Source organism: Thalassolituus alkanivorans, from assembly GCF_020447205.1.
GTDB lineage: Bacteria > Pseudomonadota > Gammaproteobacteria > Pseudomonadales > Oceanobacteraceae > Venatoribacter > Venatoribacter alkanivorans.
Genome location: NZ_JAJAEL010000037.1, coordinates 305,131 through 319,391 on the forward strand (window position 1 = coordinate 305,131; position 14,261 = coordinate 319,391).

The following is a 14,261-nucleotide window of genomic DNA, read 5'->3' on the forward strand; positions in this document are numbered from 1 at the left end:
TCGGGGTATCGCATGAAATCCATCCAACTGTTGCTGATGATCAGCCTGCTGGCTTTAACTGGCTGTGCATCTATGGGCGTTGGCTCGCGTCCGCTGTCGGAGCTGACCCAGAACTACACCAACGAACAATCCAAATTTTTAGCGGTCGATGATCTGGTGATCCATTACCGCGATGAAGGCCAGGGCCCGGTGCTGGTATTGCTGCACGGCGTGGCTTCGTCACTGCACACCTGGGATGGCTGGGTGGATGAACTGAAAGGCAGCTACCGCATTATCCGCCTGGATCTGCCGGCCCATGGTCTGACCGGCCCGGACCCGAAGATGGAGCGCTATAACATCGGCTATATGGTCGACAAACTGGATAAATTCCTGAACAAACTGGGCGTGAACAAGATGTCGCTGGCCGGTAACTCATTGGGTGGTTATATCAGCTGGAATTATGCGCTGCACCGTCCTGACCGGGTGGAGAAACTGATTCTGCTGGATTCCGCCGGTTATCCGCAGGACATGCCGTTTATTATGGATTTTGCTTCCTGGCCGGTCATCGGCGAGATGAGTACATTAATGATGCCGCGCTTTATGGTGGGTATGAATGTACGTGCGGCCTACGGCGATGACAGCAAAGTAGACGACAAACTGGTTCACCGTTACCACGATCTGACCCTGCGTCCGGGTAACCGTAAAGGGCTGGTGAATGTATTCCGTACCATGAAAGAGCAGAGCGATAACCCGCATCTGGGTGATCGGGTGGCAGAGATCCGTGTACCAACCCTGCTGATCTGGGGCGAAGAAGACGAGTGGGTACCGCTGGATATTATGGAGCGTTTCCGCCGTGATCTGGCCAATGTCAGTGTGATTACCTACGAAGGCGTCGGCCATATGCCGATGGAAGAGCTGCCGGTGCAGAGCGCCCGCGATGCACGCAGCTTCCTGCAGACCGGCAAAATCTTTACCCTGCCGGCAGCAACCGCAAGCGGCGACTGAGGTTTCAGGCGCCTGAGGAACAAAGAGTGTGAATACGATTGTCTGGTACGACTACGAAACCTTTGGCGCCAGTCCGGCCTGGGATCGCCCGGCACAGTTTGCCGCGATCCGTACGGATGAAGACCTGAATGAAATTGAAGAACCCATCGAGCTGTTCTGTAAGCAGAGCGACGATTACCTGCCGCATCCGCAGGCGGTGCTGATTACCGGCATCGTACCGCAGGATTGTCAGAGCAAAGGTCTGAGCGAAACCGATTTTATCGGTCGCATTAACGACGTATTCAGCCAGCCTGGTACCTGCAGCGCCGGCTATAACAGCATTCGTTTTGACGATGAATTTACCCGTTACGGCCTGTACCGTAATTTTTATGACCCTTACGCCCGTGAGTGGCAGGGCGGTAATTCGCGCTGGGACTTACTCGATGTGGTGCGTTGCGCCTATGCCTTGCGCCCCGAGGGTATTGTCTGGCCGGAGCATGATGACGGCCGTAAAAGCTTTAAGCTCGAGCACCTGACCGCGGCCAACGGCCTGGATCATGGTAAGGCGCACGATGCGGTCTCCGATGTGCGTGCCACCATTGCGCTGGCGCGTTTGATTAAAGATAAGCAGCCTAAATTGTATCGCTACCTCTATGGTCTGCGGCAAAAAGCCCAGGTTGGCGCGTTGGTGGATGTGCTTAACCATAAACCGCTGGTGCATATTTCCGGTATGTTTCCGGTTGAGCAGGGCTGTATGGCGGTAGTTGTACCGCTGTGCTGGCACCCGAGCAATAAAAACTCCTTTATTGCCTTCGACCTGCATCAGGACCCAACGCCACTGTTTGAATTAAGTGTCGAAGAGATACAGCAGCGGGTTTTTACCCGTACCGCCGATATGCCTGAGGGTATGAGCCGCCTGCCGCTGAAAGAAATTCATATCAATAAAGCGCCGGTGCTGGCGCCGGCCAATACCCTGACGCCGGATCAGGCATCGCGCTGGAACCTGAGCGGTGAAACCTTACGCCGTCATCTGGCACAGATTAAAAACGGTGCCGATTTAACCGCCAAGCTGCATCAGGTATTCAGCGGCCGTGAGTTTGCTCCGGCGACTGATGTTGACAGTCAGCTGTACGATGCGTTTTTTCCGTCGGCGGATAAGCAGGCGATGCAGACCGTACATGAATTATCGCCCTGGGATCTGGCCGACTGGCCGGCACCGTTTAAGGATCGCCGTGGTGAAGAAATGCTGTTCCGTTACCGTGCGCGGAATTTTCCCGATACCCTCAACGAAGCCGAACGTGAGCGCTGGGAACAGCACCGTATGGCGCGTCTGATGCACACTGACCCGGCCTCACCAGTGATGAATTACGAGCGCTTTGCCCGTGAACTGCAGCTGGCGGCACAACAGGTAGCCGATGACCCGGTTAAACTGCAGTGGATTCAGGATCTGCAGGTGTATGCCGAATCGATTTATCCTTACGATGCGTACTGACTGAGCTGTGCTTTCAGCCAATAAAAAAACGCTGTACTGATTTTTGGTACGGCGTTTTTTTTTAACCTTTTCATGGGTATCTATTGGCAATTATTTCCTTTTGTTACTGCTTCCGGCATAGCACTATTGCTTAAAAATCACTGGATAAAATCAGTATTTTTCCGCAGACAAAAAATACGTACGACCTTGGTTTAATTTTAAGACTAAGGTGGTGTGCACTGCTATCGCTAATGCTTTCTTCATTCTTTAATGTCCGCGCTCTGATAACTCATAACAGACGCAAACAACAATAAACGAGGAAGAGAGCACTTATGCAAATGCAGCAACGTACGCCGGGAGGCGAACAACCGTATTGGCCTGCCGGACCGTTTAAGATCCGACTGCCTTTTGTTCATTACCGCTGGGAAATGGCTGAAACCATTCAGGGGCTGGTAATGTTTGTGGTTGGTCTGGCCATGATTCCATTGCTGGAAAAATATCTGGGCATGCCGTATGAAGCGGCTCTGGCTTTTACCTTTATTGCGGGCCTTGGCTATATTCTGCCGGCTTTGCTGGGTGTACCTCTGGTTCCGGGCTGGATTACGCCGGCGATTCCGGTGGTTATTCTGTTTCTGAACGGCTTTGAACCAGGCCCGGATGCTATTAAAGCGTTATTTGCTTTGCAGATTGAAGTGACGCTGATCTTCCTGATTCTCGGTCTGACCGGCTGGGGTTCAAAACTGGTTCAGGTGATTCCTAACTCCCTGAAGTCGGGCATTATTATCGGTGCCGGTATTGCCGCCTTAATGGGCGAATTAAAAACCGGTGGCCGTGTGGATGCGACACCGATTTCGCTGATTATCGGTTCCGTTGTTTCAGCCTATGTGCTGTTTTCCCTGTCGTTTAAAAACGTCGTTGAACAGTCAGCCATTGCCCGACGTATTGCTAACTTCGGTATGGTGCCGGGCATGATTATCGCCATGATTGTCGGCTGGATTGTGGGTGAATATCCGCTGCCGGATATCCAGTGGGGTATCACTCAGCCAGACTTCGCTCTGATGGCTAATTACCTGACCTTTGCTGTTGGCTTCCCGGGCTGGGATGTTTTCCTGCTGGCCATTCCAACTGCGTTAATTGCGTACGTGATTGCCTTTGGTGACATCATTGTTGGTTTTACTCTGGTTGAGCGTATCGACAAGGTCCGTACTGACGAAAAAATTGAAACCAACGTTGACCGCGTGCACGTTGTTACCGCGATCCGTAATGGTATTCATGCCTTCTTCGCTCCGTGGCCGGGTCTGGCTGGTCCGCTGTGGACGGCTGCACACGCAACCGTAGCCGAGCGCTATGCCATGGGTCGTAAAGCGATGGATTCTATCTACAGTGGTGGTGGTACCTTCTGGCTGACCGGTTTACTCGCGCTGTTCTGTCTGCCACTGGTGACCATGTTTAAACCGGTACTGCCGATTGCGCTGTCACTGACGCTGATTCTGACCGCTTATATCTGCATCATGGTGGGTATGGAACAACTGCGTAACCCAACCGAACGTGGTGTGGCCGGTATTGTGGCGGTAACTCTGGCGATGCCGGACCCTAAATCCACCGTGTATGCGGTCATTATCGGTCTGCTGCTGTACTTCCTGATTGAGCGCCCAAGACTGATGGGCAAACATAAAACGGAAGACGAATTTATGTTCGCCGACCCGCAGGAAAGCACCGAAAGTAAATAAGTATTTATTGATGTGCTGAAAAGCCCCGCTCATTGGAGTGGGGCTTTTTTATTTTCGCGCTACTGTTCTGGCTGATAAAGGCGGCTGATTATTTTGCCGCAGAATGGCTGATTTCAATCAGCTCCTGCTCGCCGGGAAAATCCGGTAGTAACCAGATTTTTTCAAAACAATGGTGGGGCAGTTTCAGATGGCGGACAATGGGTAAAAAATCATCGCGGTTCCACAGCGGACTGGCATTGCGGATGACCAGCCAGACGCGTTTGGAGTGATAACGCTTGCGCGCTTTATTCACCAGAATACGGTTAAGTGCAGTGTGCAGTTTACGGCCGCTTTCCAGACTGGCGAGATCGGCGAGATAACTCCACAGATGGTCATCGCCATGGTAGTGATTATGATCGGTTTCCCGCGGGTGGTCGCCAGAGGCAATGCGGGCTTCATTCTCGCTGGCATATAAATGTGCGATTTCCAGATCCAGCGCTTCGCCCTGTAAATAACAGGAAATATCCGGCTTGGCCGGTTCGTTATGCCAGATATGACGGATTGGCTGATGAAATTCCCACTCATAGGCCCGCATAAAGAGCTTGGCCGCATCACGTTCCAGCCGTCGCTTCTCCGTATCGGAGTGACTTAACGGTTTACCGTCCTGGGTGTGGTGAATATCTGAGGTCATAAAGGCTCCGTCTGACGCCATCGCAGCAGGCCGGAAAGCGCCCCTGTCTGCACCCCCGGCCTTCGCGTATGATAATCAATGTTTATCTTCCGCAAAGAATACTATGCCTGAGTTATCTGTTGATGTGTTGCTTTTGTTAGCGCTGGTGGCCGGTGCGGCGGGTTTTATTGATGCCATTGCCGGAGGAGGCGGGCTGCTGACCATCCCGGCCCTGCTGGTCGCCGGGCTGAATCCGGTGCAGGCGATTGCCACCAATAAGCTGCAGGCGTGCTTTGGCAGCTTTACCGCAACCCGGTTTTTTATCCGTGAAGGGTTGGTAAATCCCGGCAGGCAGCGCTGGAGTATTGCCCTGACCGCAGCAGGGGCGGCGGCGGGTGCTGTGGCTGTGCAGTGGTTCGACAGCGCCTTGCTGGTTGCGGTTATGCCCTATGCCTTAATCATGATTGCTCTTTATTTACTGCTGGCACGTAAAGCAGGAGAACAGGAAACAAACGCAAGGCTGAGCGCCGGGCAATTTAACGCCAGTGCGGTTCCGGCCGTTGGCTTTTATGATGGTTTTTTCGGGCCGGGTACCGGCACCTTTTTCACCCTGGGTTATTGTCAGCTGCGTGGCATGAATATGCTGCAGGCCACTGCACATGCCAAACTCCTGAATTTCACCACTAATGTTGTTTCACTGTTGATTTTTATTTTATCGGGTCAGATCGCATGGGTTGTCGGTTTAAGCATGGCGCTGGGTCAGGCGCTGGGCGCTCGTCTGGGGGCGGCAACGGCGGTACGGCGCGGCGTGGTGTTTGTCCGTCTGATGACCGTTGCTGTATGCATTGCCATGAGCATCAGCCTGTTGCTTAACAATTAACTTCTGCCTCATTACTACACTTCAGCAAAAGGTCCGATATGCTTCAGTGGCTGAAATTGACGCGTTAATCTGCGGTTTTTGTCTGATTTATTATCAAATTAATCGGAAAGCGTTTTTTGATCGCTGCTATCAATGGCAGCATCCGATGCTATCTCCTATAACTATATAAAGCTCAATATTCAGTGTTCATCGGTTCAGTTTCCGCTGATCCGGTAAGACAAGGACAGCACACACATGTCTAATGATGCCTTCGTTTTCAGTGACGATGAATGTAAAACATTCCCGCTACAGGCTCATGCCAGCTGGAAGATTCTCAGTGTTGAAGATGATCCTGTCTATCAGGCTTCATTGCTGCATGGTTTAAGCGGTCTGCAATTCAAAGGTGAGGATGTTGAGGTTCTGACCGCGGCCTCTGCTGCGCAGGCAGCCGATTTGCTCGGGGAGCATGACGATATCGCCGTAATGCTGCTGGATGTGGTGATGGAGCAGGATGACGCCGGCCTGCGACTGGTCAGCTCTGTTCGCGAGGTTCTGGGCAACTCGGCAATCCGTATCGTGCTGCTGACCGGACAACCCGGTGTGGCTCCTGAGGCTGACGTCATGCGTCAGTACGACATTGATGAATACTGGAACAAAGCGGACCTGAACCGCGAAAAGCTGCATTCTGTGGTGGGCAGTCATCTGCGTACCTGGCACTACATGATGGAGCTGAACCGCGCGCAGCGGGGCTTGCAGCTGATATTAGATGCTTCCCGTAATCTGCACAGCAAACAGGAACTGGGTTCACTGACCCAGGCAGTGCTGACTAATATTGGCCGTATTATTGGTGCGGGGGTCAGCGGTATTGTTTGTATGGGGCATTTCCGCAATATGCAGTTAAGTGATGCCAGGGTGATCGCAACGACTGTCGACTATCATGGCATGCTTGAGAAAAACCTTACGGATTTTCCGGCTGATGAACGGATGGCGACCTTAAGGTCGGCCATTACTGCGCAATGCCACCAGTTTCATGCAGATCATACAGTTCTTTATTTTGAAACCCATGCTATTGATGGGGCCGAATATCTGGTTCTGGTTGATGGTATTGTAGAACTGACTCCTGCCCATATTAATTTGCTGCGGGTTTTCAGCGAAAATGTGCGCAGTGGCTTTTCTAACGTTGCCCTGCTTAATCGGGTCAGTCGTTTGGCCTATTTTGATGATCTGCTGAATATTCGTAACCGTAACGGTTTACTGCGTGAGCTGGATTCTCTGAACGACGATGACCGGCGCGACAATGTGCTGCTGCTGGTGAAGATCAAAAGCTTTCAGGATGCGATGATCACCTTTGGTGAGCGCTATTGTGACAACCTGCTTAAAGCAACCTGCGAAGCTTTGCGGCAGAAACTGCCGGGGTTCAGCTGTTTTTCAACGATCAGCACAGGCTCATTTGCTCTGGTTTTTAATCATGACAGCCAACCCGATGATGAGTTGTTACTGCAGATTTTTGATCAGCCGCTGATGCTATCCGGCGTGCAGCATCATATTCAGATAATCTTCTGTAAAATCGAACTGAATTTACTTCAGGATGCTTCTTCTCAGGAAACCTTACATCTGGCTGAGGTTACGTTGTCAGTAGGAGAAAGTTACAACCTGAACTTAATTGGCTATACGCCGGGCTATCGCGAAAAAATAACTGCCAGTCATCTGCAATTACTTGAGTTACAGCAGGCATTACAGAATCGCGATCTCTTCATTATGCTGCAGCCTAAAGTGGCATTGGTGAACAATAAGGTACTGGGTTTTGAAGCTTTAGTACGCTGGCGGAACAGCAATGGCGACTATATTCCACCGGATGTTTTTATTCCCCTCGCAGAGGCCTCCGGGTTAATCCGCAGTCTTGATCTTCATGTGCTTCAGCTGACCTTTGCTGCCATAAAACAGCTGGCTGATGCTGGTTTTGAACTGCCGGTATCGTTTAATGCCAGCGTGTCAGATTTAAATAACCGCGATTATATCCAGAGTATTTTTCAGGCTATTGAAGAGAAGAGCATCAATCCTGCTTTATTGGATATTGAAGTAACGGAATCACAGGCTATGACCGACTACCGTGGTTTTGATACATTGCTGCGCCGGTTTATGTCATTGGGAATGTCTGTCAGTATCGATGATTTTGGAACGGGTTATTCCTCGCTTTCACATATCACCAGACTACCTGCAACCACATTAAAAATAGACCGGTCTTTTGTTCAGGGAATCGAAGAGTCAGAAGAAGACCGGCATGCGGTTGAAATGGTTGTAAGAATAGGTCAGCGTTTTGGCTATCATATTGTTGCTGAAGGCGTAGAAACCAAAGCTCAGAGCGAGTGGTTACAACAGGTTGGTTGTTCTGTCGGGCAAGGCTATTTTTTTTCCCGGCCAATGACAGTGGATGATGCGATTGCATGGCTTCACACGAACCGCTGAAACATACGGAGCCGGCCTCTGGTTTTGCCGCCGAGGCTCTTTCTGTTTTTCCATACTATTCTGTTCCCGCACAGCGAAAGCAGGGCATCCGGCTTCTCTTATTGCTGTTGCTGATTGCTTTTGTATCGGCATTTACCGTCAACTATTTATTGCGCCAGTCATATATCCACGATATTAACGAAAAGCACGATCATATTATCGCTTCGGCCTCGGTGCACCTGAGCCGGGAGTTGGGCGATGTGCGTAATATTGTCTCACTGCTTTACCATGATCGTGATATTCATCAGGGGCTGAATGCTGAAGGGCCAATCAACACCGCGATTCTGGCGCAACGATTCTCAGGGTTTGCTCAATCTCTGGACAATGTTCTGCAGATCCGCTGGCTTGATATTCAGGGCAATGAGCGGGTGCGCATCGACGTTGATAAAAATTCCGTGCGTCAGTTACCAGATTCAGAGCTACAGAATAAAGCCAGTCGCTATTATTTTCGTGATGCAATGCAGGTAGAACCACCAGCAGTGTATTTTTCCGGACTGGATCTGAATATTGAAAACGGAGCCATTGTTCAGCCATATCAACCAACACTCCGTGCCGGTATCCGTACTGGGGTTGATGATGGAAAACAACCCGGCCTGCTATTGATTAATTATGATTTTCGCCGCTTGCTGGAATCCCTGCGTAATTTATCAGAGGAACAGTCAGCCTTATTGATTGCCGATGCGGGGGGGTACTGGGTTCTGCACCCTCAAGCCGAGCAGGAGTGGGGGCATGACCTCGGCCAGAATAAGTATAACCTAAGCGTGCAGAATCAGGCTTTGTGGAAACGCCTGCGGAAAATTTCTGTTATTTCAGGGGAGGTTCTTGCTGGTCAGTTAATCAGTGCCATGAAAATAAATCTTGGGCAATCCACCAGTCAGGAGAGTGCCACACCGGTCTATTTGATTGTGCAGACAACGGCAGAATTTATGTCGGCTGTTAACTGGCGGTCGATATGGCCAGGATTATTACTTGCCGCAGTTATCATTCTGGTTGGTGGCCGTTTGCTGCACCATGATTTACTGCAACAGTACCAGCGTTACCTGCTTAACCGACAACTCCAGCAGGAAAAAGAAGCACTGGAAGTTACAAATGCAAAGTTGGATATCAGCTTGTATGAGCAAAGTATTCTGCAGGACGAATTGGTTGAAACGCGTAAATTATCTGCGCTTGGGATGATGGTCGCAGGTGTTGCTCATGAGCTTAATACTCCGGTAGGTGGAGCGCTGATGCTGACATCAACATTGGAAACTCATCTGACCCAGCTGACTAAGGCTGTTGATACGGGATTAAGCCGTCAGGCGCTGGCCGATTATATTCTTCACAGTCAGGAAGGACTTAAATTACTGGATGAGAATCTGAAACGGGCAAAAATCCGTGTTGAGAGTTTTAAACGTCTGGCAATCGACCGTGCCAGTGACGATATTGTTGAATTTCGTCTGCGCCAGGTATGTGACGATTTATTGCGCTCTTTACAGGTTATGCTCACCCACTCCGGTGTAAAAGTCGTCACACATATTGCCGAAGACCTCCGTCTTGTCGGTTATCCGGGTATTGTTTCACAGATACTGCAAAACCTTATTGTTAATGCCGTGGTGCATGGTTTTGCTGATATGACGGGCGGTCAGATCGAATTCTGTGCTGAGACTAATGAGCAGGATCAGGTGATATTGCGCGTATCAGATAATGGCAGCGGGGTGCGCTCGGATATTGCCGGCCGGATGTTTGATCCGTTTGTGACCAGTGCCCGGGGGCAGGGTTCAAGCGGACTGGGTCTGCACCTTGTCCATCAGTGGGTAACGCGTCTGTTGCATGGCAGTATTCGTGCCGAAGAACCAGCAGAGGGCGGGCTGTCCTTTTTGATCGTTTTCCCGCGCCATATCAGCGCCGATTAATCAGCCTCGTTTTTGTTGTTTGCCGCTCTGTTATGATGCTGGCAGGGTTTTCTCCATCAGCACCAGACTCAATGCATCCTGCAATGGTGTACCGACCGCCAGTTGTTTGGGGAAAGGAGCCCGTGAGGGCGTCAGCTGATATCCGCGTCTCTGATAATAGGCAATTAAATCTTCCCGTGGTGCCAGTACCTGCATCTGCATGGCTGTGCAATTCAGATCAGAGGCGAAGGTTTCGCCCCAGGATAGTAACTGCTTACCCAGCCCCTGTGCCTGATAGTGCGGATGTACGGCAAAGCTGCCGAACTCACATGCCGCTACCTGTTTGCTTTCCAGTGGTTGTAATTTTTTTTGTATCAGAGAAAAGCAGGCGATAATGTCGGCATTATTTTTAATGCAGAAAAAATTCACATCCGCACGATGAATAAAGGCGAGTAAGTCGTCGGGCTGAATACGCTGGCCAGCGACCAGACCGACTTCTGAAGTCCAGCCCTGTAATTGCGCTTCAGTGCCGTTTTCGCTGCCGCGATAACACAGATTCATCAATGCACAGAGTGCCGGTACATCGGCGTCTGCCGCAGGCTGGAGCAGCAGAGGATGTAAAAAGGAAGAATCAGGCATGACGGTGTAATTCATAGTATCATTCATACTCTGCTGCTGGACAAAAGTTGGCCGTATTATAACCGGTCACGATATGACTTCTAAAATATTAAACAGAAGGACATATGAAAGGGATGCCACTGCCGGTTAAAATCCGGTTTACCAAAAAATGCCAACGTTGCATGCGATCTTTCCCACACCTGGCCAGAGCTTGTCCGCATTGCCGGGATATTACTGATGGCGCTGAGCTGGAAGCCTTTATTCAGTGTTATCAGCAGGAGCTGGCTGAAAGTCGCGGACTGGGGAATATTTTTCTTTTTCTCGCTGCGCTGCTGCTTCTGGCACTTCTCGTAATGTCTGTGACGTAAATAAAAAAAACGGCTGCATCGGCAGCCGTTTTTTCGCTTATTACCCGCCGTTTAAACCCGGCGCACTTTAATGGCACGGCCTTTAATACGGGTTTTCTGCAGATGATTCAGGGCGATTCTGGCCTGATCGCGCTGGACTGCAACATAAGCGGCGTAATCCAGCACTTCAATTTTACCGACAGCACTGCCGGCAATACCGCCGGCGGAGGTCAGGGCGCCGAGAATATCGCCGGGGCGCAGTTTATCTTTACGACCCGCCGCCAGACACAGGCTGACGTTGGCTGGCTTTTCTGCCTGCAGCATAACATCGCTGAGTTCACTGATTGGCATCAGCGGAATATCGCGGCCCTGTTGTTCGGCAATGGCAGCGCGTTTGTAGTCTTCGCGTTCGGTAGCAATAGAGATTGCCAGACCTTCTTTACCAGCACGGCCGGTACGGCCGATACGGTGTACATAGACCTCCGGGTCGCGCGGTAATTCGTAGTTAATCACCGCTGGCAGATCATCAACATCCAGACCACGGGCGGCGACATCGGTTGCAACCAGAAAGTTGGTGCTGTTCTGTTTGAACTGCACATAGACCTGATCACGGTCACGCTGATCCAGGTCGCCGTGCAGGGCGAGGGCGATAAACCCCATGTCGCGCAATGTCTGGGTGACTTCTTCGGTTGCCTGTTTGGTATTGCAGAACACCACGGCCTGCTGAATACCAAAGTGGCTTAATACCCGTGCCAGTGCCTGTTCTTTTTCATTGCGTTCGCAGATGACCAGATGCTGCTCGATGCTGTTGCTCTGATGCACGGCTTCGACTTTGACATTCAGCGGGTTGTGCTGAAATTCGGCACTTAACTGGCTGATGTTTTCCGGATAAGTGGCAGAAAACAGCAGGGTCTGACGGTTGGCCGGGGTGTGCGCCACAATATGATGAATATCGTCGGTAAAACCCATATCGAGCATACGGTCGGCTTCGTCCAGCACCAGCGTCTGCACCTGGTCAATTTTCAGGGTTTCTTTGCGCAGGTGGTCTTTTATCCGCCCCGGTGTGCCGACCACGATGTGCGCACCGTGTTCCAGCGAGCCGATTTGTGGGCCAATAGAAACACCGCCACAAAGGACCACCACTTTAATATTGGCCTGAAAGCGTGCCAGCTTGCGGATTTCTTCCGCCACCTGAGTGCTCAGTTCGCGGGTTGGACACAGCACCAGCGCCTGCACACCAAAAAAGCGCGGATTAATTTTGCTTAATAACGGCAGACCAAAGGCGGCGGTTTTACCGCTGCCGGTTTTGGCCTGAGCAAGAATATCCTGACCGGCCAGTGCCGCTGGCAGAGTCTGCTGCTGTACCGGCGTCATCTGGGTGTAGCCCATGCGCTCAAGATTCTGCAACTGGCTGGCAGGCAGATCGAGCTGACTGAAGGATGAAGATGCGGTGCTGTTCATGAAGGGTTTTTCCGGGTCAGGACCACACCGGTTTCGATATGGTCGGTATAGGGGAACTGATCAAACAGCGCAAAGCGTCTGATCTCGTGGGTGTTGCACAGCACCTGCAGGTTGTCGTGCAGGGTATTGGGGTTGCAGGAGATATAAATAATATTGTCGTAGCCCTGCACCTGTTTCACCGATTCATCGTCCAGCCCGGCGCGTGGCGGATCGACCAGCACGGTACGGAAATCGTAGCTGCTTAAATCGACACCAGACAGCCGCTCAAAGGTGCGCTCGCCGCGCAGGGCCTGCACAAATTCTTCGCTGGATAAACGCGCAATCACGACGTTATCAAGCTGGTTATCGGCGATATTGACCTGTGCGGCCGCAACCGAGGTTTTGGAAATTTCGGTCGCCAGTACGCGGCGGAAAGTATCGGCCAGTGCCATGGAGAAATTACCGTTGCCGCAATACAGCTCCAGCAGGTCGGATGACGGCTCACCGTTGTTGTCACTATTGTTGATGTCAGCCGCGGCAGAACGTGCCCAGCTCAGCATCTGCTGATTCATCTCGCCATTAGGCTGAGTGAAACCCCCTTCAATCTGGCGGTAGTGCAGGGTCTTGCCGTCCACCTGCAGGGCCTCATTCACATAATCGCGTTCCAGCACCAGCTTTTGTTTACGTGAGCGGCCAACAATCGGGAAGCCCAGACGGGCCTGCAGTGCTTCGGCTTCGGCGCGCCATTCATCGCCTAATGGCTTGTGATAAATCAGCGTGATCAGGGCATCACCGCTCACGGTGGTTAAAAACTCGACCTGAAACAGTTTGCGGCGCAGCAGCTCGTTCGGCTGGATGTCTTCCAGCAGGCGGGTCATCAGCTCGTTGATCAGGCGTGAGGCAATAGGGAACTCACGCACTTCATAGACTTTGCTTTTATCGCCCGGCTCAAACATGGCGTAAAAACAACGGTCGCCATCGTGCCACAGACGGAATTCCGCGCGCAGGCGGAAGTGGCTCGGGGCACTGGCATGCACCTGTAATGACGGCGGATTAAAGTCGGCAAACAGATCGCGCAGACGCTGTGCTTTTACCTCCAGCAGCTCGGCATAATGCTCGGGGTTTACATGGTGCTGGTAGGGGTCACGCTGTTGCATAGGTCGCCTGTGTGAAATCGGGTTGTGCGGAAGTCGGGTGCATTGTGCCTGTGTATCGTTGTTTACGCGGGGTTGGCCCCGGATCGCGCTGCATCTGCGGATGCGGGCGGAGGCAAAATCCCATTGCAAAAAGGCCGCGTATTATACGGATTGCACGCTATTGTGCATCTTTTAACCTCAGGATGCCGGTTTTAACCTCAGGATGCCGCTTTGTCGCCGCTCAGGCACGGATAATCTCCCCCAAATGCCCCGGGAATGGCAATTTCAGCCTTTTAGCAGGTCTGGTTGTCAGATGCGGCACTGGGCCAGACTGCCATGTTGTGAGATAAAGACGCAGATGGATGATTGGTTTATCCAATCAGGGCTTCATTCAGAGGATGTCACGGCGGCCAATGTGTCGCCGTACTGAATCCGTATTGTGTGAAAAATTAGGGCCTGTCGACACTAATTAAACAGACTGTTATTGGCTAAAAATATCTCAGGCAAGGCGCTGAGAGTGTGGCCTAACGGGTTAAGCGAGCGAGCAGCAACGCTGGATGAGGGATTTTTAGCCATAACCCTTCGGGCTGAGGCCAGTTTTCCCCATGAACATCGTCGTTCGTCATTCATTTAGCCCGCTAATATCACTCCTCTCTCCTTGTTCTGAGAAAA

The 14,261-nt window shown here is 51.5% G+C and carries 10 protein-coding genes; 6 read left to right on the top strand and 4 right to left on the bottom strand.

The window, feature by feature from the left end:
- The first annotated feature begins 12 nt into the window (after positions 1 to 12).
- The 3 genes from LGT44_RS14380 to LGT44_RS14390 all read left to right on the top strand — a co-directional run bounded on the left by LGT44_RS14380 (position 13) and on the right by LGT44_RS14390 (position 4,164).
- On the top strand, positions 13 to 984 hold the full coding sequence (locus LGT44_RS14380) for an alpha/beta fold hydrolase (protein ID WP_230331408.1): 972 nt from the start codon (positions 13 to 15) through the stop codon (positions 982 to 984).
- Between the two features lie 28 nt (positions 985 to 1,012).
- Positions 1,013 to 2,455, top strand: coding sequence for an exodeoxyribonuclease I (gene sbcB / locus LGT44_RS14385; protein ID WP_230331407.1), 1,443 nt, complete (start codon positions 1,013 to 1,015; stop codon positions 2,453 to 2,455).
- A gap of 311 nt (positions 2,456 to 2,766) precedes the next feature.
- The gene (locus LGT44_RS14390; protein ID WP_145470470.1) at positions 2,767 to 4,164 is read left to right on the top strand and encodes a solute carrier family 23 protein; all 1,398 of its coding nucleotides are present in this window, start codon (positions 2,767 to 2,769) and stop codon (positions 4,162 to 4,164) included.
- Between the two features lie 88 nt (positions 4,165 to 4,252).
- On the opposite strand, the gene LGT44_RS14395 is transcribed toward LGT44_RS14390, so the two are convergent.
- A complete protein-coding gene (locus LGT44_RS14395; protein WP_230331406.1) occupies positions 4,253 to 4,834 on the bottom strand; it encodes a hypothetical protein in 582 nt (193 codons plus the stop codon).
- A gap of 103 nt (positions 4,835 to 4,937) precedes the next feature.
- Between LGT44_RS14395 and LGT44_RS14400 the strand changes: the two genes are divergently transcribed.
- The 3 genes from LGT44_RS14400 (at position 4,938) to LGT44_RS14410 (ending at position 10,069) form a co-directional block, all read left to right on the top strand.
- The gene (locus tag LGT44_RS14400; protein ID WP_225690644.1) at positions 4,938 to 5,693 is read left to right on the top strand and encodes a TSUP family transporter; all 756 of its coding nucleotides are present in this window, start codon (positions 4,938 to 4,940) and stop codon (positions 5,691 to 5,693) included.
- Positions 5,694 to 5,927: 234 nt separating this feature from the next.
- A complete protein-coding gene (locus LGT44_RS14405) occupies positions 5,928 to 8,138 on the top strand; it encodes an EAL domain-containing protein (RefSeq protein WP_230331405.1) in 2,211 nt (736 codons plus the stop codon).
- Positions 8,117 to 10,069, top strand: coding sequence for a sensor histidine kinase (locus LGT44_RS14410; protein WP_230331404.1), 1,953 nt, complete (start codon positions 8,117 to 8,119; stop codon positions 10,067 to 10,069). The genes LGT44_RS14405 and LGT44_RS14410 overlap by 22 nt, the downstream gene beginning before the upstream one ends.
- Positions 10,070 to 10,099: 30 nt before the next feature.
- On the opposite strand, the gene LGT44_RS14415 is transcribed toward LGT44_RS14410, so the two are convergent.
- The 3 genes from LGT44_RS14415 to trmA form a co-directional block, all read right to left on the bottom strand.
- Positions 10,100 to 10,714 (bottom strand): GNAT family N-acetyltransferase, encoded by a 615-nt coding sequence (locus LGT44_RS14415; protein ID WP_230331403.1) that lies wholly within the window; start codon positions 10,712 to 10,714, stop codon positions 10,100 to 10,102.
- 371 nt (positions 10,715 to 11,085) lie between these two features.
- Positions 11,086 to 12,474, bottom strand: coding sequence for an ATP-dependent RNA helicase DbpA (gene dbpA / locus LGT44_RS14420; protein ID WP_230331402.1), 1,389 nt, complete (start codon positions 12,472 to 12,474; stop codon positions 11,086 to 11,088).
- Positions 12,471 to 13,610, bottom strand: coding sequence for a tRNA (uridine(54)-C5)-methyltransferase TrmA (gene trmA, locus LGT44_RS14425; protein WP_230331401.1), 1,140 nt, complete (start codon positions 13,608 to 13,610; stop codon positions 12,471 to 12,473). Before trmA ends, dbpA begins: the two co-directional genes overlap by 4 nt.
- Positions 13,611 to 14,261: the final 651 nt, after the last annotated feature.